The sequence below is a fragment of the Burkholderia sp. Cy-637 genome (genome assembly GCF_011753175.1).
In the GTDB taxonomy this organism is placed as follows: Bacteria; Pseudomonadota; Gammaproteobacteria; order Burkholderiales; family Burkholderiaceae; genus Burkholderia; species Burkholderia gladioli.
On record NZ_VWWC01000009.1, the window covers coordinates 84,788 to 101,344 of the forward strand.

Annotated in this window: 23 protein-coding genes; 14 read left to right on the forward strand and 9 right to left on the reverse strand. The window is 68.5% G+C overall.

Annotated features, from left to right (window positions below; genetic code table 11):
* Nucleotide 1: 1 nt before the first annotated feature.
* Nucleotides 2–727, reverse strand: a complete 726-nt coding sequence (locus tag F3J10_RS04865; protein WP_167241322.1) for an MgtC/SapB family protein — start codon at nt 725–727, stop codon at nt 2–4.
* Between the two features lie 120 nt (nt 728–847).
* Between F3J10_RS04865 and F3J10_RS04870 the strand changes: the two genes are divergently transcribed.
* Nucleotides 848–1,342, forward strand: a complete 495-nt coding sequence (locus F3J10_RS04870; protein ID WP_167241324.1) for a BON domain-containing protein — start codon at nt 848–850, stop codon at nt 1,340–1,342.
* 126 nt (nt 1,343–1,468) lie between these two features.
* On the opposite strand, the gene F3J10_RS04875 is transcribed toward F3J10_RS04870, so the two are convergent.
* On the reverse strand, nt 1,469–1,936 hold the full coding sequence (locus F3J10_RS04875; RefSeq protein ID WP_166914599.1) for a PRC-barrel domain-containing protein: 468 nt from the start codon (nt 1,934–1,936) through the stop codon (nt 1,469–1,471).
* A 44-nt stretch (nt 1,937–1,980) separates the two neighbouring features.
* Nucleotides 1,981–2,406: a CBS domain-containing protein gene (locus tag F3J10_RS04880; RefSeq protein WP_036055062.1), complete on the reverse strand. Its 426-nt coding sequence runs from the start codon at nt 2,404–2,406 to the stop codon at nt 1,981–1,983.
* A gap of 629 nt (nt 2,407–3,035) precedes the next feature.
* On the opposite strand from F3J10_RS04880, the gene F3J10_RS04885 reads away from it, so the two are divergent.
* On the forward strand, nt 3,036–4,307 hold the full coding sequence (locus F3J10_RS04885) for a sigma-54 dependent transcriptional regulator (protein ID WP_167241326.1): 1,272 nt from the start codon (nt 3,036–3,038) through the stop codon (nt 4,305–4,307).
* 21 nt (nt 4,308–4,328) lie between these two features.
* On the opposite strand, the gene F3J10_RS04890 is transcribed toward F3J10_RS04885, so the two are convergent.
* Entirely contained in the window at nt 4,329–5,579 is a 1,251-nt protein-coding gene (locus F3J10_RS04890; protein ID WP_167241328.1) for a phosphatidylserine decarboxylase family protein, read from the reverse strand.
* Nucleotides 5,580–5,648: 69 nt separating this feature from the next.
* A complete protein-coding gene (locus F3J10_RS04895) occupies nt 5,649–6,152 on the reverse strand; it encodes a DUF2591 family protein (protein ID WP_167241331.1) in 504 nt (167 codons plus the stop codon).
* Between the two features lie 118 nt (nt 6,153–6,270).
* Here F3J10_RS04895 and F3J10_RS04900 point away from each other — a divergent pair, with 118 nt between their 5' ends.
* The gene (locus F3J10_RS04900) at nt 6,271–6,546 is read left to right on the forward strand and encodes a DUF6566 family protein (protein ID WP_167241333.1); all 276 of its coding nucleotides are present in this window, start codon (nt 6,271–6,273) and stop codon (nt 6,544–6,546) included.
* 35 nt (nt 6,547–6,581) lie between these two features.
* Here the strand turns inward: F3J10_RS04900 and F3J10_RS04905 are convergent, their stop codons facing one another.
* Entirely contained in the window at nt 6,582–7,100 is a 519-nt protein-coding gene (locus tag F3J10_RS04905) for a ferritin-like domain-containing protein (RefSeq protein ID WP_013688902.1), read from the reverse strand.
* A gap of 260 nt (nt 7,101–7,360) precedes the next feature.
* On the opposite strand from F3J10_RS04905, the gene F3J10_RS04910 reads away from it, so the two are divergent.
* The 9 genes from F3J10_RS04910 to F3J10_RS04950 all read left to right on the forward strand — a co-directional run bounded on the left by F3J10_RS04910 (nt 7,361) and on the right by F3J10_RS04950 (nt 11,524).
* Complete coding sequence (locus F3J10_RS04910; RefSeq protein WP_167241335.1) at nt 7,361–7,525, forward strand: hypothetical protein; 165 nt, start codon at nt 7,361–7,363, stop codon at nt 7,523–7,525.
* A gap of 164 nt (nt 7,526–7,689) precedes the next feature.
* Entirely contained in the window at nt 7,690–7,992 is a 303-nt protein-coding gene (locus F3J10_RS04915; RefSeq protein WP_036055051.1) for a hypothetical protein, read from the forward strand.
* 30 nt (nt 7,993–8,022) lie between these two features.
* Nucleotides 8,023–8,226 carry a hypothetical protein gene (locus F3J10_RS04920; protein WP_167241337.1) on the forward strand — a complete coding sequence of 68 codons (204 nt, stop codon included), beginning with the start codon at nt 8,023–8,025 and terminating at the stop codon, nt 8,224–8,226.
* A complete protein-coding gene (locus tag F3J10_RS04925) occupies nt 8,223–8,534 on the forward strand; it encodes a hypothetical protein (RefSeq protein ID WP_025099527.1) in 312 nt (103 codons plus the stop codon). The genes F3J10_RS04920 and F3J10_RS04925 overlap by 4 nt, the downstream gene beginning before the upstream one ends.
* 68 nt (nt 8,535–8,602) lie before the next feature.
* Nucleotides 8,603–8,791: a DUF3008 family protein gene (locus F3J10_RS04930; RefSeq protein WP_013688905.1), complete on the forward strand. Its 189-nt coding sequence runs from the start codon at nt 8,603–8,605 to the stop codon at nt 8,789–8,791.
* Between the two features lie 46 nt (nt 8,792–8,837).
* A complete protein-coding gene (locus F3J10_RS04935; RefSeq protein WP_025099526.1) occupies nt 8,838–8,999 on the forward strand; it encodes a DUF1328 family protein in 162 nt (53 codons plus the stop codon).
* Between the two features lie 46 nt (nt 9,000–9,045).
* Nucleotides 9,046–9,351 carry a DUF2795 domain-containing protein gene (locus F3J10_RS04940; RefSeq protein ID WP_103693950.1) on the forward strand — a complete coding sequence of 102 codons (306 nt, stop codon included), beginning with the start codon at nt 9,046–9,048 and terminating at the stop codon, nt 9,349–9,351.
* 445 nt (nt 9,352–9,796) lie between these two features.
* Nucleotides 9,797–10,756 carry a glycosyltransferase family 2 protein gene (locus tag F3J10_RS04945; protein ID WP_167241340.1) on the forward strand — a complete coding sequence of 320 codons (960 nt, stop codon included), beginning with the start codon at nt 9,797–9,799 and terminating at the stop codon, nt 10,754–10,756.
* 69 nt (nt 10,757–10,825) lie between these two features.
* Entirely contained in the window at nt 10,826–11,524 is a 699-nt protein-coding gene (locus F3J10_RS04950; RefSeq protein WP_167241343.1) for a GNAT family N-acetyltransferase, read from the forward strand.
* 40 nt (nt 11,525–11,564) lie between these two features.
* Here the strand turns inward: F3J10_RS04950 and F3J10_RS04955 are convergent, their stop codons facing one another.
* Complete coding sequence (locus tag F3J10_RS04955; RefSeq protein WP_167241345.1) at nt 11,565–12,455, reverse strand: LysR family transcriptional regulator; 891 nt, start codon at nt 12,453–12,455, stop codon at nt 11,565–11,567.
* 105 nt (nt 12,456–12,560) lie between these two features.
* On the opposite strand from F3J10_RS04955, the gene F3J10_RS04960 reads away from it, so the two are divergent.
* Nucleotides 12,561–12,986, forward strand: a complete 426-nt coding sequence (locus tag F3J10_RS04960; RefSeq protein WP_167241347.1) for a PACE efflux transporter — start codon at nt 12,561–12,563, stop codon at nt 12,984–12,986.
* Between the two features lie 46 nt (nt 12,987–13,032).
* Here F3J10_RS04960 and F3J10_RS04965 read toward each other — a convergent pair whose 3' ends face one another.
* Both F3J10_RS04965 and F3J10_RS04970 read right to left on the reverse strand, forming a co-directional pair.
* Nucleotides 13,033–14,418 carry a cytochrome P450 gene (locus F3J10_RS04965; RefSeq protein WP_167241349.1) on the reverse strand — a complete coding sequence of 462 codons (1,386 nt, stop codon included), beginning with the start codon at nt 14,416–14,418 and terminating at the stop codon, nt 13,033–13,035.
* Nucleotides 14,418–15,521 carry a hypothetical protein gene (locus F3J10_RS04970; RefSeq protein WP_167241351.1) on the reverse strand — a complete coding sequence of 368 codons (1,104 nt, stop codon included), beginning with the start codon at nt 15,519–15,521 and terminating at the stop codon, nt 14,418–14,420. The genes F3J10_RS04965 and F3J10_RS04970 overlap by 1 nt, the downstream gene beginning before the upstream one ends.
* Before the next feature lie 334 nt (nt 15,522–15,855).
* On the opposite strand from F3J10_RS04970, the gene F3J10_RS04975 reads away from it, so the two are divergent.
* A partial coding sequence (locus F3J10_RS04975; protein WP_167241353.1) for an SH3 domain-containing protein occupies nt 15,856–16,557 on the forward strand: 702 nt, incomplete at its 3' end.

The window sequence follows — 16,557 nt, forward strand, 5'->3', positions numbered from 1 at the left end:
GTCACTCCCGGATCGACCAGCTCGCCCCGCCGCCGCTGTCGCGCACGAACTCGTCGATCGCCTGCTCGACCGGATCGTCACGGGCGGGCGCGATCCAGCTCAGGTCGAAGCGGCGGCGCAGCGCGCCGGATTCGATCTGAGCCTGGGTGCCGGCGCGCCGGATTTGGCAGTCCAGGCCGTCGAGCCGTTCGAGCATGGCGGCGGTGCGCGCGCTGGCTTCGGCTTGGGCGGCGGGCGCCGCTTCGTCGACCGACAGCCAGGCGTGCCGCTTGTGCGGCAGGCGCTGCTCGACCGCCTTCATGCCGGTCAGGATGCCGAAGCCGAGCACGGTGCCGAGCGCGGCCAGGGCCAATTGGCCGCCGCCCGCGCACAGGCCGATCACCGTCACGAACCACAGCGTGGCGGCCGTGGTCAGGCCCGTGACCAGGCCGTCCTTGCGCAGGATCGCGCCCGCGCCGATGAAGCCGACCCCCGACAGGATCCCGAGCGGTAGCCGCATCAGGTCGAGCACGGCGAAGGATTGGCTGCCCTTGCCGTCCTGGGGCAGCAGCAGGTTGACCTGCAGCATCGCCAGGCAGGCGGCCAGGCAGACCAGCATGATGGTGCGCAGCCCGGCCGCCTTGCCCGACTCGCCGCGATTCAGGCCGATGATCGCGCCGGCGATCAGGCAGACGGCGATCCGGGCGGCGATGTCGAAGGGTTGCAGCACGAGCGGCATCGTTTGCATACGGGGCGGTCGGGAGGACGTCGATACGAGAGGGGCCGCACGGCGCATGCCCGGCCGCGCATGGCACGCAGGTTGCGTGTAAATGGAGAGGACCCACCCGACACGATACGGAGGTACGCCATGACAAGATCCGATTCCAGCCGCCGGCGCCGTGCCGGCGAGTCGTCCGATCCGGCCGCGGCCGGTGAGCCCCGGCGCCCCGCCGATCCCTCCGACCCGGTCGCCTGTCCCGACTGGTGGGCCCGGCCCGGCGCCTTGCCGACCGGCGCTTCCGAGATCCGCCACGTGCCGGGCGCCTATCGGCAGGCCGGCATGATGCGCGCCGCCGCCGAGGTGCGCGGCGGCATCGCGAAGCCGACCGGCGCCGCGTTGCCGCCGGTCTCGCGCGAACATCGCCTCGACGCCGATGCCTCGATTCGCGACGAACTGGATCGCCAGTTGAGCACCGGCATGGTGCGCGGCGCCGACGATATCGCGATCGACGTGCGGCAGGCTTGCGTCACGCTCGACGGCACGGTGCCGTCCCAGTCGATGAGCGAGGCGATCGAGCTGGCGGTGGCGCGTTGCGGGGCGGTACGCGAGATCCGCAACCGGCTGCGGGTGGTGCCGCGCTAGGCGCCTGGCGCGCCTGATGCACTGGGCGCGCGTGAATCGCCGGGCACGGGTGGCGTAAAAAAACGGGCGAAGTCGTCGACTTCGCCCGTTCAAACGGCGTCGAGCGGCGCCGTGAGAGAGACGGGATCAGTACCGGCCGTGCGCCTGCGGCACCGGGGAGCGCAAGCCCAGTTCCTCGGCGAAGCTATGCGCGCGAGGCGTGCCCACGCCCTGGTAGTAGGCCGCCATGCGGTCTTCCCAGACCGTGTCGGTCGAGCCGAGCCAGCCGTCCAGGTCGAGCGCGGGCGCGCCGCGCACGACGGCCGCCGAGGCGGCGATCTGCAGGCCGCCGGCATCGGCGTCGAGCGTGACGTATTCCCACGGCACCATCGCGAGCCGGCGTGCATGCACGCTTTCCTCGATCGGCACCAGGGCCACCAGCACATAGACGATGCGGCCGCCGCGCAGGTCGAGGATCGCGTTGCTGACATGGCCGATGGTTTCGCCGTCCGCGCTGCGCGCGAGCGTGCCGTCGAGCAGGTGGGCGAGCGCCGTGGTGCGGCGCGGGTAGCGCGCATCGGCATCGCGCAGGGGATCGGGGGTGGCGGGCGTCATCGAAGTCTTCCTGTCGGTGAATGGGAACGGCGGGCGCGGTGCGCTCAGCGTGGTTGCGACACGTAATCGAGTGTTTCGCCGATCGCGCCGCGTTCGGATACGTCGCCGCGCGTGGCGACATCGCCGATCGACACCATGCCGACCAGCTCCAGCTCGCGCGAGATCACGGGCAGCCGGCGCATCTGCGCCGAAGCCATGCGCTGCAGCACCGTGTCGACCGATTCGTGCTCGCGGCAGGTCTCGATCGGCACCGAGGTCACTTCGCGCACGATGGCCTGGCCACCCTTGCCCAGCGCCAGCGCGCGCGTGACGAGATCGCGGTCGGTCACCATGCCGACCACGCGCGTGCCGTCGCACACGGGCAGGGCGCCCACGTCGTGGCGCGCCATCAGTTGCGCCGCATGCTCGATCGTGTCGGTCGGCGCGAGATGGACGATCTCGCGCGACATGATCTGGTTGATGCGTTGCATCGCTTGCCTCCGTCGGTTTCCTGGCGAACGTACTACTAGTGCAAATCGCGTGCCGCCTCGCGCGCCGCCAGCAGCGGCGCGGCCGGCCGGCGTCGCGATCCGTCGCGCGAACGATTTACAACGCTTGGTAATGATTGCCGTGGGGTTGCCGTGGCGCGCCCGCACGCGGAACCGATGCCATGCCGGTACAGCGGAACTCGCTCGGGAAATTGCGGGTCGGACGAGGCTTGCCCCGCTGATACGAAATGTTTCGAGTTTGTAGCGCGTCGAGCAGACCGATGACGGTTGCGATCGCAGCGCTGCGAATGGCGAAACGACCCCGTGTAATGGCACGCTGCGCGCGGGTCGATCATTTCGTTCCCCGAAACCATCGAAAAAGATGCCTTTCGGGGATTGATTCTCGCAATGCTCCAGGTCAAGGCAGATAGGAATATCCGATAGCATGGCGGCGTTCGATCTGCTTTGCTGTAGGCATAGGTCATTCGCTCAGACGTCACGCCCGAGGGCAAGACGCCGGTTTTCCGCATTTCCGCTTCCACCGTTTCCTGACCGTGAATATTCCTGGCCTCCCGGCGCTTCGGCGCGAGGGGCGGGCGGTGCCATGCCGGAATGCTCCAACAGGAGATTTCATGCCACGTGTGCTGATCGTCGATGACGATGCCGACACCCGAGAAATGCTTGCCGCGCTGGCCCAGACGCGGCAATTACCTTGCGATTGCGCCGCCACGCTCGGCGAGGCGCGCTCGCAGATGCGCAACCAGTCCTACGATCTGGTGCTGTGCGACCTGATCCTGCCCGACGGCAACGGGATCGAGTTGTTCGACGATTTCCCCAGGCAGGACACGCCGCCCGAGCTGGTGTTCGCGACCGGCCATGCCACGCTCGACACCGCCATCGACGCGATGCGGCAAGGTGCTTCCGACTACCTGATCAAGCCGTTCCAGATGGGGCGGCTCGATACCCTGTTCAAGCGCGTCGCGCAGGCCGAAGCGCGGCAGGGCGAGGTGGAGGCGCTACGCTCGGATCTCGAGCGCGCCGGCCGCTTCGGCCGCATGCTCGGCAAGTCGCCGGCCATGTGCCGCATGTACGACGCGCTCGCGCGCGTGGCGGCCACCGAGGCTTCGGTGATGCTGACGGGCGAATCCGGTACCGGCAAGGAGCTGGCCGCGCAGACCATCCACGAGCTCAGCTTCCGCAAGCAGGGGCCCTTCGTGGCCGTCAATTGCGGCGCGATTCCGGCCAATCTGGTCGAGAGCGAGATGTTCGGCCACGATCGCGGCAGCTTCACCGGCGCGGACCGCCAGCACAAGGGTTTCTTCGAGCGCGCCGACGGCGGCACGCTGTTCCTCGACGAGATCACCGAGATGCCCTTCGAGCTGCAGGTCAAGCTGCTGCGCGTGCTCGAGACGGGGCAGGTGATGCGGCTCGGCTCCTCGCGCGAGACCAGCGTGAACGTGCGCATCGTGGCCGCCACCAATCGCGATCCGGCCGGCGCGGTCGAGGCCGGCGTGCTGCGGCCCGATCTCTATCACCGCATCAACGTGTTTCCGCTGGCGATGCCGCCGCTGCGCGAGCGCGGCGAGGACATCGTCCTGCTGGCCGAGGCCTTCCTGCGCCAGCTCAATCTCGACAGCGGCCGCGCGATGGTGTTCAGCGACAACGCCAGGCGGGCGCTGACGAAATACGATTGGCCCGGCAACGTGCGCGAGCTGCGCAACTTCGTGCAGCGCGCCAGCATCTTCGCCGACGGCGCGGAGATTGCCGTGCTGCCGCCGCCGGTGATGAGCGAGGCCCACGGCGAGGAACTGCGCGCCCAGGCGGCCGAGCTGGTCGACGCGGGGCTGCGGGCCGTCCACGACGGCATCGCCGTGCAGGGCGACAAGCCCGCCATCAAGCGCTGAGGCGCCGCCCGGCGCCGGCCCTCAGCGTGCCACCGCGATGGCGGCGTTGACGGGCACCACGCCCGAGTCGCGATCCGGGGCGGCCTCCACCAGGAAATGCCCGATCACGTCGGGCTCGAACAGCAGGCAGAAGGTCGAGCCGCCGTATTGGAAATAACCGAGCTCGTCGCCCTTCGCCAGGCGCTGCCCAGGGTGCACGTCGATCACGCACGAGGACACGTCGCCCATCCCCACGAACACGCAGGCCACCGAGCCCATGCCGGGGTCCTCGCATTCGATCACCACCACCGCGCGGGTGGCCACCGCCGTCATGTAGCCCTGCGAATCGTTGAGGCCGGCCGGGTCGCGGCCCTCCACGTCGGCCGCCGAGAAATAGCTGCCCGCCACGCGATAGGCATGCGTGACGGTACCGCCCACCGGCGCGTGCCAGCGATGGTAGTTCCAGGCGCTCAGGTAGGCCTGGTAGACGTCGCCGCCCACGAAGCGCTCGGCCAGCAGCGCATGGTTCGGCGTGAGCATGTCGCGGATCGAATAGGGCTGCGCCTTGATCCAGAAGTCGTCGACGCGCTGCACGCGGCCGGCGATCTGGTAGGGCGCCGCCTCGCAGGCGCTGATCACCACGCGCGGATCGCCCGGCTCGGCGACCGGACGCGCCTCCTCGCGCAACCGCCGCGTGAAGAAGTGGTTCCATGAGTCGAAGCCCCAATGCGGCTCGTCCGGGCGGCAGCGAAAGGCATCGAGCTCCATTCGCTGGCGTGCTTCCGGACAGAGCCAGCCGTTCGGGCCGTTCTCGTGGAGATGCTCGCGCGAATGCGGGCCCGAGAGGAAATCGCACCAGGTCGACAGCACGCGGCCCAGTTGCGTGTTGACGGCCTCGTCGCGGAACAGCGGATAGCCCGACGGCATGCACATCGGCCAGTCGAGCAGGGCATTGATCGGGCAGACGATCAGGCTGGTCTCGCTGAACGGCGGCGCGTAGCGCATCACGTAGTCGAGGATCGTCATCAGGTCGTCGATGTTGTTGTAGCCCAGCGCGTAGCCGGCCGTTTCGGCTTCCCCGATCGCGCGCGTCAGGCTCATGCGCAGCACCGCGTCGCGCTCGAACAGCGTGGCGAGTTCGGCCACCGCCGCCGCGCGCGGACGGTTGCCCGCCTGCGCATAGGCGTCGCGCGCGAGCTGGCGGCGGTAGGCCGTCATGTGCAGCTCCTCGCTCGCGAGCCAGTCGCCGAGGCGGCGGCGCGTGCTTCGGGCGGGGCCCTGGATGGGTGGCATGCTCGTCTCCCTGTCGTTCTGTCGGATGTTTTCGTCGTATGTTTCGCCGGGCGCGGTGCCGCCTGGCCGTCACGGGCGCGGCAAGGCGCCGATTTCGTTCGGATCGTGCGGGGCGTCGCGGCGCTCGCCGTCGCGGGGCAGCGGCGCGCCGGCGCGATGCGGCGTGACGCGGCCGTTGCTGACGGCATGCGGCTCGGTCGGCACCGGTTCGACCGTGTCGCCGAATCGCGCGCGAATGAAGGCCCGCAGCAGCGCGTGGCGCAGGTTCTCGCCCTCGCCGTGGGCGTCATGCGTGGAGGCGGTGCCGTCGCCGGCGAAGCTTGCCGTCACGCTGGCGCGAGCCTCGCCCACCCGCGTCGAGCGCAACTCGACCACGCGCTCCAGCACCATGGCGGCATCGGTCCACTCGGCGGCGGGGGAAAAGCGGCTGTCCATGCGCCTGAAGCCGCCGCTGGCGACGGTGACCACGATGTCCGGTTCGACGGCGACGAAGATCAGCGGCAGCTCGTCTCGCGCCAGGGCGCGGGCGGTCCAGTAGTCGAGTTCACGCGCGTCGAGTCGGTCGATCCGCATGGCGGGCTCCGGAGTGGAAACCTTCCTGGCGCAGCATCGACCATACCCGCCGGGGCGGCGGCGCGCGGGCATGCGCGCTGCGCCGCGTTCGAGACCAAGCTTCGAGCGGAGCCCCGCCATGAACGATATCGACAGGACGGTGACGAGCGACACCTACCGGAACCACGTGATTGCGGTGACGGTCGTGCGCGGCCCACGCGGTGCGTGGCTGCCGCGTGTGAGCATCGCGCATGACGAGGCCGGGCACGGCAGGGTCGTGCCTGGACAGGACGAAGAACCCGAATGGCCGAGCGAGGCCGAGGCGGTGCGCGCCGGCCTCGCGCGCGGGCGCGAGGCCATCGACGCGGGCGAGGTGCCGCCGCCGGCTCGAGCGGCGTCGCGCCTGGGGACGTGAGCGCCGCCAGGCGCCTCGCGCCGGCTCTCCCGCGCCTACTGCGGCGTCGAAGCCTCTGCCTGGCTGCGTGCCAGATAGGCGTTCACGATTTCCGGCAGATGCTGCTCCATCCAGTTCGCCATCGCCACTTCCTCGCTGAGGATGCGTTCGCAGATCGCCAGCGTCTGCGCGTCGCCGGCGGCGCGCGCGGCCGTGATCAGCGTCCGGTAGGCGGCCACCTCGAAGTTCTCGAAGGCAAAACCGGAGATGGCGTTCTTGATCACCTCGTCGGTGGAGAACATGGCGGTGAAGGCCTGCAGCGCCGCCAGGCTGCGCGCGCCGAAATCCTTCAGGACCGACACGTCGCTGCCGCGCCGGCCGACGCACTCGCGAACCAGCCGCTGCTGCTCCCGCGTATCGCCGAGATGCTGCTCGATGCGGGCCTTCAGTTCCGGATAGTGTTCGAGCCGCCGCGCCATCGCGGTGAGCAGGGTGCCGGCCTGTTCCTCCATCGCGTGCGCATCGCGCAGCCATTCGTCGAGATGCTCGTCGACCGAGCGTTTCGTGTGTGCCATTTCATGCTCCCGTCGGGCGGCGGCCTGGCCGTCCCGGTTGAGGTCGATAAGGGGCTGCGATGCTGCATTGCAGCTACGACGCGGGCGCGTCGCGCCCCGTCGCATGCAAGCGCCGCGCCCGCGCCGCAACACGGCCGGGGCGCTCGGCGCGCATCGGGCCCTGCGCTTTTTGCAATCGATTGTCAAAGTCACACAGCCGCGGCGGCGCCGGCGCGCGGGCCCGCATGGGCTGGTCCGGCGTGGATCGGAACGGAGCTTGCTTGAAGAAAGGCACGATGATTCGAGAGGAGTGCCGTATGCAGGCGAAGCTTCGGAAGCTGCTGCGATTCACGGCGATGGCCGCCGGCACGGTGCTGTTCGGTGGCTGGTCGATGGCGGTGCCCGTGGAAAGCGGCGAGCCGGCGGGGCCGGATCGCAGGCGCTAGCACCCGGGGCCGGAAGCGGCCGCGAGCCTGGTTTCTGGTTTCGCGCGCCTGCGCGCCTGCGCATCGAATCGATGCGGGTGCAACCATCGCGTCGCGCCCGCTTACCGCGAATGACGGCATCGGCGCCGGGTATCGGCGGCGGCGCCCTTGGTAAGGAGAGGAACATGAGCGAGAAACCCAACCCCGACGTGCACTACGAGGTGAACGTATGCGGCGGGACCTTCGACTCGGTGCGCGACCGGTTTCGCGCCTGGCAGCGCGAGCCCTTGATGGCGCGCCCGCAACGATCGATGTTCGCGGACAAGGCCGGCGTCGAACGGCTCGACGACACCGTGTTCGAGGCGCCCGAGGACGCGCAGCGCGCCCTGCGCCGTGCCTGCACGCCGCAAGACCGCAATGCGCTGGCGGCGCCGATCGACGACGGCGGGCGCGCGTTGTGGCTGGTGATGGCGGCCTATGTCGATTGAGCGCGGCCTGTCTTGAACCTGGAGCGAATCATGACGAACCCAGCCTTGCGCATGCACCGACCCGAGCCCGGCACGCCGGACATTCCCGAGCCGGATCCGGCCGAGCCGCCCGGCCCGGGCCCGCGGCCCGACGAGGTGCCCGAGCCGTTCCACGAACCCGTCGACGAGCCCGTGCCGCCGGTGCGCGGCCGGGCCGCGCCGGCCTGCCTTGCCGAACCAGGAGGTCCGCGATGAGTATCCGTGTCGAACCCGGCCCGCGCCGGGACATCGCCGAAACGATCGGCCGCTATTTCGAGGCGCGCGAGATGCCGTTCGATATCGAACCGACCACCTCGGGCGGCCTGCACGTGGGCTTCGATCTCGACGGCCAGCCGGCCAGCGTGACGATCAGCTTCGACGCGCGCGCCTACGAGCAGTTCGAGCATTGGGACATCCAGCACCAGCGCGCCGCGCTCACGCGCATCGGCGAGGGTTTCGCGCAGGCTTTCGCGCGTCGCGGCCCGAACGCGATCGCCGCCGATTTCCATGTGAGCCGGTTCTGAGCGACGGGCTCCTGCACCGGGCACGGTGTTTGCATTGTCTCTCGGCACTGTCATCACGGAGGAGTGTCATGCCAGCCAAGTCACAAGCGCAGCAGCGCGCGGCCGGCGCCGCGCTGGCCGCCAAGCGCGGCGAGACGAAGAAGAGTTCGTTGAAGCCGGCATCGAAATCGATGTACGAATCGATGAACAAGAAGCAACTGGAGGATTTCGCCTCCACCAAGACGCGCGGTAAACCGCATCACAAGCACGACGCCTGATCCGCAGCCTGTCCACGCCTTTAACAACCCGAATGGGGAGGTTCATATGCTCTACTACGCCGTGGTTTTTTTCGTGATCGCCATCATCGCGGCCTTCTTCGGTTTCGGCGGGATTGCCGCCGGCGCCGCATCGATCGCGAAGATCCTGTTCGTCATCTTCCTGATCCTGTTCATCGTCTCGCTCGTGATGGGACGCATGCGCCGATGAGGCGAGCAGGCATCCCATTGTCGAACCGACTACGAGGAGGTTTGCCATGACATCGAGCCATCGCCAGCACACCGGGCACGAGTTGAGCCGCTCCCGCGCGCACGAGGGCGAACGTGCGCAGCAGGACCACGACAAGGGCGGCCACCAGGCCGGCCACGACAAGCCGCCGGGCCCGGTGGACCTGCAGAAGGCCCTCAAGGGCGTCGACTATCCGGCCGTGAAGGCCGATCTGGTGCGCCGCGCGCGCGACGCGCATGCCGCCGGCCCGCTGGTCGAGGGGCTGCTGCGGATCCCCGATCGCGAATACGCGAGCCCGGCATCGGTCGCGAAGGAACTCGCGAAACTGATGTGATCCCACCCGGAAGAGACGGGGCGCGTCTCGCGCTCCTCTCTTTCGGCTATTTCCCGCCCTCCACGTTTCATCCCGCCCGCGAGCTTTCGCTCGACGCCTCCCCTCGTTCGCATTCGGTAACCTTGCTTCGCACGATGTAAGGATTGCTTGGTATCGCGGGCACGGAATCATTCCTCGAATCATCCGCGCGCGATGCTGCGGATCGTGCAACGAAGTGCGCCCGGCCGGTCGGAATTGCCGCCCGCGGCGCCCCGGCGAGCCTCGCCGCCGGTCACTTCGACCACCCTTTACCGATCCCCGAAAACGCTCGCCTGGCCCGGCATCCGGGGCTTCCCTTACGCGCGATTATTTTCCATTTCTTTATATTTTTTTCTCCCGATCATGACGACCGACAGAAAGCTTGTTTGCAGATGCCCATCGATCACCTTTCGTGCGGAAGCGCCAGATGACCGCCCCCTCCATCAAAGTTTCGATCTGCGTACCGACTTATCGCCGAGCCCACCTGATCGGCCAGTGCATTGATTCGTGTCTCGCGCAGACCCACCGCAACCTCGAGGTCGTGATCGGCGACGATTCGCCCGACGACGCCACCGAGCGCCTGATCCGCCGTCGTTACGGCGACGACCCGCGCGTGCGCTATCGCCGCAACCGGCCGGGGCTCGGCCAGGCGCGCAACGTGACGAGCCTGTTCGCGCATGCCAGCGGCGACAAGATCCTGCTGCTGCACGACGACGATTTCCTGCTCGAACATGGCGTGGAGCAATTGCTGGCGCTATGGCAGCGCCATCCCGGCCTCGACGCCGCCTTCGGCAAGCAGTACGTGGTGGACCACGACGGCCGCATCAGCCGCGCGGCCACGCGGCGCATGAACCAGATGTTCCATCGCAACGCGGCGGCGGCTGGCCTGCAGGCGCAGCCGGGCCGGGTCGGCCTGGTGCAGATGTTCCCGAACAACGGCTGGCTCGCCAATGCCGAGCTGGTCAGACGAATCGGTTATGAGGAGACCTACGGCTCCTGTTGCGACTATGTATTCAATACGCGTCTTTGTCTTGCCGCGGAGCGGATCTGCTATCTCGACGAATTCGTCTCCTGCTACCGCGAAACCGATGCCTCGATCTCGCAGGCCACGCGCCACACGATGCGCTCGGCTTCGCTGATGGCCTGGCGCTTCGTCAACGAGCTGACGTTGCCGCCCGACCTGGAGCCGGCCCGGCGGCTCGCGTTGCGCCGGCTGGTGCCGATCGTGGTGTCGCTCTACGCGCGCAACCACGAGCCGCGCACCAGCCTGGCGATCGCGCTGCGCAATCTCTACGCTTACCGTTTCGGGCTGAGCCCGCGGCTCTACTACCACCTGCTGATGATCTGGAAGGGGCGGCACGCCCTGCCGGCGGCGGGCATGGAATAAACGGACGGGGCGATCCGTTCTGGTCGTCAGGCGCCTTGCGCGCCGATGCCCGACCACGACCGACAGCCCATGAAAACCGAATCCCGCGACTCCGACCTCCGTGTTCTCGACAACGCGATCTGGCAAGCCCTGACCACCCACCAGGCCCACTGGTCGATCGGCGGCGATCTCGCGCGCCGCTTCCATCCCGAGGTTTCGCCGCTGGCCGCGATCACGGCCGACGCGCCGGAGAGCTGGCGCGCCCTGGCCGCGCTCACGCAACCGGGCGAACTGGTGATGGTGGCCGGCGAGCAGACCCTGCATCCCTCCGACGAATTCGAGGTGAAGGGCGAGGGCGTGCTCGACCAGATGATCCTGCTGGTGCTGCGCGACGAGGCCGACGACGGTTTCGCCCTGCTCGAGGAACGCGACGCGGCTGCGATGGCGGGACTGGTTGCATTGACTCGGCCCGGCCCCTACGAGGCTCGCACGCACGAGACGGGCCGCTACTACGGCGTGTGGCGCGACGGCGTGCTGGTCGCGATGGCGGGCGAGCGCCTGCATGTGCCGGGCCATACCGAGATCAGCGCCGTCTGCGTGCATCCCGAGCATCGCGGGCAACGTTACGCCGAGCGCCTGGTGAAGTTCGCCGCGCGCCAGATCGTGGCGCGCGGCGAGCTGCCGTTCCTGCACGTCTTCCAGGCGAATACCGGGGCGATCGCCTTGTACGGGAAGCTCGGCTTCGAGCGGCGCAAGCAGTTCCATGGCCTGACGCTGGTGAGGCGCTGAGGGGCGGTGAAGGGGCGGCGCGCCACGTCGAGCGAATCGCTCAGGACTGCTTGGCCATCTCGCCGAGCGTTCCGACCAAGGCCGCGGCGCCCTGCTGCAACGGCCGCTCGCGCAACCATACCGCATGCACCGGCATCGACAGCCCGTTCTCGATGTTCTTGAACTGCAGCCGCTGAAGGCGGCCATCGCGCAGCAGCGGCGCAATGGCCGACAGCGGGAAGTTGCCCCAGCCCAGGCCCGATTCCACCATCTCGATCGCCATCGCCAGGCTGTCGGTGCGCCAGCACGATTGCCCGACCAGCGGCCGGCTGTCGGCCAGCGGCAGGTCACGGCTGGCCACCAGGATCTGCCGGACCTGCACCAGGTCCTCCAGGAAGGTGTCGCCGCCCGCTTTCAACTGCGGATGCCGCGGGCCGATGCAGGCGGTCAGCCGCTCGCTGCCGACGTATTGGAAGTGCTCCCGCACGTCGACGGCGAGGCCCGCGTAGGCGATGCACAGGTCCACGCGCCGGCCGTGAAGCAGTTGCAGCGTGTCGTCCTGGGGCGCCGTCAGGATTTCGATCTCGAGCAGCGGGTGCCGGTCGCTCAGCTCGCCGACGGCGGCCAGCAGCGGCTGCTTGTCGATATCGGTGGCGATCGCGATCGACAGCCTGCTTTCCAGCCCCTGCGACAGCTGCAGCGCATGCATGCGAAGCCGCCGGAATTGCTCGAGGGCCAGCCGCGCATGCGGCACCAGCGCGGCGCCCATCGCGGTGGGCACCGGCTCGCGGCGGCCGCGGTCGAACAGGGCGTAACCGAGCTCGGCCTCCAGGTTGGCGATCGCCATGCTCACGGCCGAGGGCACCTTGCCGAGCGCGCGCGCCGCCGCGGAAAACGAGCCGCTGTCGATCACGGCCAGGAACAGTTCGATGCTGTCGTTGGAGAAATTCACGGCCCGACCTTTCAATTTATCTGATATCTACTGACTTTTTCTGTCAGTTTCGCTGACGTTATATTCGCGGCTTTCCACGTGCTTGTCACGAACGGAGGCGGGAATATGCAAGGCCTGAAACGCAAGCTGTTGTATGTATCGCTCTACGAAATCATCGGCATGCTGATTTCGGCGCTGGGGCTGGCGCTGTTGTCGGGACAGTCGCCCACCAGCACGGGGCCGTTGTCGGTGATCATCACCACCATCGCGGTGAGCTGGAATTTCGTCTACACCACGCTGTTCGAATGCTGGGAAGCGCGCCAGGCGAATCGCACGCGCACGGTGGGGCGACGCATCCTGCATGCGTTTGGTTTCCAGCTCACCCTGATCCTGTTCCTGATCCCCTTGATCGCGTGGTGGATGGGGATCAGCCTGGCGCAAGCCTTCCTGCTTGATCTCGCCCTGATCGTGCTGATCCCCTGCTACACCTTCGCCTTCAACTGGTTGTTCGACCTGGTGTTCGGAGTGCCGAGCTCGGCCTTGCAGGAGTGAAGCGGACGGCCCTTGCCGGGCCGCTCGCTTCAGGGCCCGGCTGCCGCTACCGCCGTCGCAACCTCACCTCGAACCGCGACGGGCTCAGCGTGGCGCGTCGCGGTATCGGCTCGACGGGCTGGCTCGTCACCGGCTCCAGCTTCCAGCGCGACAGGATGGCGGCCAGCGCCAGCAGGTTTTCGGTGGTGCCGAACTGATCGCCGATGCACTTGTGCACGCCGCCGCCGAACGGGATGAAGCCGTGCTCGGGAATCGCGGCGGCACGCTCCGGCAACCATCGATCCGGATCGAAGCGCTCGGGCGCCGCGAACAGCGCCGGATTGCGATGCAGGACATAGGGGCTGTAGGCCAGCCCGTCGCCGACGCGCAGGCGATAAGGGCCGAGCATGGTGTCGCGTGTCACCACCCGCGTGAAGATCCACCCGGGCGGATACAGGCGCAAGGCCTCCATCATGGCGCGGCGCGTTTCGCCCAATTGCATCAGGTGCTCCGCCTGCGGGACCGTCGCGTCGCCCAAGGTGGTTCGCACCTCCGCCGCCGCGCGTTCCGCGATGTCCGGATGACGGCCGAGCAGGTAGAGCGTCCAGCTCATCACGCCCGCCGTGGTCTCGATGCCGGCCAGGAACAGCGTGATCACCTGGTCGTGGACTTCCTGCTGCGACCAGGGCCGGCCGTCCTCGTCGCGCGCGGCCAGCATCATCGAGAGCAGGTCGCCGTGATCGACGCCCGAGGCGCGATAGGCGTCGATGATCTGGTCGATCGCCGCGTGCAGGCGCGCCACCGCGCGGTCGTAGCGCAGGCTGCCCGGCGTCGGCACCCTGCCCGGCAGGCCGCCGGGCAGCATCATCCGCACGAACAAGCCACCCAGGTAGACCGAGAGATCCTCCACCAGCGAAGCCGCGGCCGCCCCGGCCACGTCGGCGGCGAACATGGTGCGCGAGGCCGTGCGCGCCGTGATGTCGTAGCAGGCCGCCGTCAGGTCGACCACGTCGCCGTCGCGCCAGCCGCCGAGCACGCCGCCGATCGCCTCGTTCATCACGTCGATGTAGGTGAGGATCCGCTTGCGCGAGAAGGCTGGCTGCATCTGGCGTCGCTGCAGCTTGTGATCGTCGTAGCGGCTGGTGAGCAGGCTGTTGCCGGTGAGTTCGCGGACCTTGTCGAACAGCGCGCCGCCCTTGTCGAAGGTGCGGCTGTCGTTGAGCACCTGGCGCGTCAGCTCGGGATCGGTGAGCAGCAGCATCGGCAGCCGCCCGAGGTCGACGCGCACCAGGCCGCCGAGCGGCGCGAGGCCGCCGAGGAAGCTCAGCGGCTTGAACAGCAGCCGGGCCGCGTGGCCGACGATCGGCAGGCTGCCGGGGGCGCGCGGTATCGGTGCTTCGGGCAGCGGAGCGGGATCCACGTGCGCCGGCTTGTCGGTCAGGTCGATATCCATCACCACCACCCCGCAAGCGAGGCCGGCTCGGGCAGTCTGGCTTGCCCGTCGTCCGGCTGGGTTTCGCTGATCGGCCAGCCATGCGCGAGCACATGCTCGAACGCGCTGGCCGGCTGGAGATAACGCGGCGACAGCGCGCTGTAGTCGAGGTAGCCGCGGATCCACTGCGCGAGCCCATGCACGTAGCGCGTGGTGGCGGTGTCTCCATCGGCGCTCACGCGATCGCGCAGCGCGACGAAGCGCGCCATGGCGTGGTTGCGCATCGCGCTCACCAGGCCGACCGCCTCGCCCACCGAACATTCGCGCGCCTCGGCGATCACGGCAACCAGGTTCTGGATCGCCGGGAAACCGTATTGCTCGGCTCGCAGCGCTTCCTTGTTGTAGGAGGTCAGGTCGTTGTCCCAGCCGATGATGGCGGCCGTCATCTCGCGCAGCATCCTCACGCGCGGATCGTGCCAGCCGGTGGCCGGGACTTCGTAGCCGCAGGCGAGGTCGGTGAAGGCGATGCAGGGGTAGACGCCGGATTGCTTCAGCCACATCGCGATGTAGTCGTCGATGCCCGGGCTGGCGCCTTGCGCGCGGTTGACCGCTTCCCACAGCAGGCCGTCGAAGTAATCGATGTGGGCGCGCACCCAGCGGTCCAGTTGCGCGTGGGTGGCATGCGCCTCGACGTCGAGCCGCAGGTCGCGCAGCGCGGCCGCCCAGCGATTGCCGGGCAGCAGATCGGCGCGCGGCTCCTCGAGGATGCGCGCCAGCTTCGCGAGCAGCACCACGTATTCGTCGAGCGGCGTGCCGCCGGGTTTCTCGTCGCTATGGACGTCGTCGAAGGACTGCAGCCACATCACCTCCTTGCCGGCCAGCGTCAGTCCATGCGGATCCGCGTCCGGCATCGACCGAGCCGGGAACAGCGGGAATCGGGCGCGGGCCAGGTACTCGCGCTGGCGGGCGTCCTCGTGGAGTTCGAAACGATCGGCCCAGGCCAGCACCCGAGCCTCGGCTTCGGCCGTGGCGGGTGAGATGGCGGGCGCGATCGGGCAGTAGAACACGGGCATCGCTTCCAGCAGGGAAGGGGGCGCCGCTTCCAGACAGATTGGATGGTTCACAGTGATCTTGTCGCGTTGGGTAGGGGGGAAACCGGCGACGCGTTCGCTGCTTCGATGCCCAAACCGGGTGGCTTGGCGGTTCACGCGGCCAGCTGCGTATCCGAGCGACGCTGTGACGAAAGAGAGGTGAAAGGACGAGCCGAGGTGCGGCTGCACATGGGCGGATCCCGAGCGGCGATCGTTGCTGGAGAGAACGTGCCGCGCCGGGAGTTTATTCCCCATACTTAAGGGATGTCCGGTCCCGCCGCCCGACAAGGACCTGCCATCGCGGCCTCTGTCGTCATGTGGTCGGGAGCGGAAGTCATCGGGCAAACCTCATCGTGGAGAAGCAGCGATGCGCAAACAGTTCATCGGCGCGGTGCTGGCCGGCATGATCGCGGTATTCGCGGCACCCAGCCTGGCGCAGACGCCGGCCGTCACCAGCATGACCGTCAATCTCTACGCCGGGCCGGCCGGCGACTATCCCGTGGTGGCGCAACTGCCGGCGGGCGCGTCGGTGACCGTGATGGGCTGCGTGTCCGGCTACAGCTGGTGCGACGTGAGCCTGCCCGGCCTGCGCGGCTGGGCTTATGGCCGTTACCTCTCGTATCCGTATCAAGGCGCGAGCGTGCCGCTGAGCAACTACGGCGCCACCATCGGCCTGCCGGTCGTGACCTTTGCGCTGGGCGCGTACTGGGGCAGCTACTATCGCGATCGCCCCTGGTTCGGCAACCAGTCGCGCTGGAACCGGCATCCCGGGCCGGCCGGCGACGATCCCGTGGTGGCGCAACTGCCGGCGGGCGCGTCGGTGACGGTGATGGGGTGCGGGTCCGGCGACAGCTGGGGCGACGTGAGCCTGCCCGGCCTGCGCGGCTGGGCGTATGGCCGTTACCTCTCGTATCCGGATCAAGGCGCGAGCGTGCCGCTGAGCAACTACGGCGCCACCATCGGCCTGCCGGTCGTGACCTTTGCGCTGGGCGCGTACTGGGGCAGCGACTATCGCGAGCGCCCCTGGTTCGGCAACCAGTCGCGCTGGAACCGGCATCCCGGGCCGCGT

What these genes read in the sequence shown, in the direction of transcription:
- F3J10_RS04865 (WP_167241322.1), bottom strand. Translation starts at nt 727, where the DNA reads ATGCAAACGATGCCGCTCGTGCTGCAACCCTTCGACATCGCCGCCCGG.
- F3J10_RS04870 (WP_167241324.1), top strand. Translation starts at nt 848, where the DNA reads ATGACAAGATCCGATTCCAGCCGCCGGCGCCGTGCCGGCGAGTCGTCC.
- F3J10_RS04875 (WP_166914599.1), bottom strand. Translation starts at nt 1,936, where the DNA reads ATGACGCCCGCCACCCCCGATCCCCTGCGCGATGCCGATGCGCGCTAC.
- F3J10_RS04880 (WP_036055062.1), bottom strand. Translation starts at nt 2,406, where the DNA reads ATGCAACGCATCAACCAGATCATGTCGCGCGAGATCGTCCATCTCGCG.
- F3J10_RS04885 (WP_167241326.1), top strand. Translation starts at nt 3,036, where the DNA reads ATGCCACGTGTGCTGATCGTCGATGACGATGCCGACACCCGAGAAATG.
- F3J10_RS04890 (WP_167241328.1), bottom strand. Translation starts at nt 5,579, where the DNA reads ATGCCACCCATCCAGGGCCCCGCCCGAAGCACGCGCCGCCGCCTCGGC.
- F3J10_RS04895 (WP_167241331.1), bottom strand. Translation starts at nt 6,152, where the DNA reads ATGCGGATCGACCGACTCGACGCGCGTGAACTCGACTACTGGACCGCC.
- F3J10_RS04900 (WP_167241333.1), top strand. Translation starts at nt 6,271, where the DNA reads ATGAACGATATCGACAGGACGGTGACGAGCGACACCTACCGGAACCAC.
- F3J10_RS04905 (WP_013688902.1), bottom strand. Translation starts at nt 7,100, where the DNA reads ATGGCACACACGAAACGCTCGGTCGACGAGCATCTCGACGAATGGCTG.
- F3J10_RS04915 (WP_036055051.1), top strand. Translation starts at nt 7,690, where the DNA reads ATGAGCGAGAAACCCAACCCCGACGTGCACTACGAGGTGAACGTATGC.
- F3J10_RS04920 (WP_167241337.1), top strand. Translation starts at nt 8,023, where the DNA reads ATGACGAACCCAGCCTTGCGCATGCACCGACCCGAGCCCGGCACGCCG.
- F3J10_RS04925 (WP_025099527.1), top strand. Translation starts at nt 8,223, where the DNA reads ATGAGTATCCGTGTCGAACCCGGCCCGCGCCGGGACATCGCCGAAACG.
- F3J10_RS04930 (WP_013688905.1), top strand. Translation starts at nt 8,603, where the DNA reads ATGCCAGCCAAGTCACAAGCGCAGCAGCGCGCGGCCGGCGCCGCGCTG.
- F3J10_RS04935 (WP_025099526.1), top strand. Translation starts at nt 8,838, where the DNA reads ATGCTCTACTACGCCGTGGTTTTTTTCGTGATCGCCATCATCGCGGCC.
- F3J10_RS04940 (WP_103693950.1), top strand. Translation starts at nt 9,046, where the DNA reads ATGACATCGAGCCATCGCCAGCACACCGGGCACGAGTTGAGCCGCTCC.
- F3J10_RS04945 (WP_167241340.1), top strand. Translation starts at nt 9,797, where the DNA reads ATGACCGCCCCCTCCATCAAAGTTTCGATCTGCGTACCGACTTATCGC.
- F3J10_RS04950 (WP_167241343.1), top strand. Translation starts at nt 10,826, where the DNA reads ATGAAAACCGAATCCCGCGACTCCGACCTCCGTGTTCTCGACAACGCG.
- F3J10_RS04960 (WP_167241347.1), top strand. Translation starts at nt 12,561, where the DNA reads ATGCAAGGCCTGAAACGCAAGCTGTTGTATGTATCGCTCTACGAAATC.
- F3J10_RS04965 (WP_167241349.1), bottom strand. Translation starts at nt 14,418, where the DNA reads ATGGATATCGACCTGACCGACAAGCCGGCGCACGTGGATCCCGCTCCG.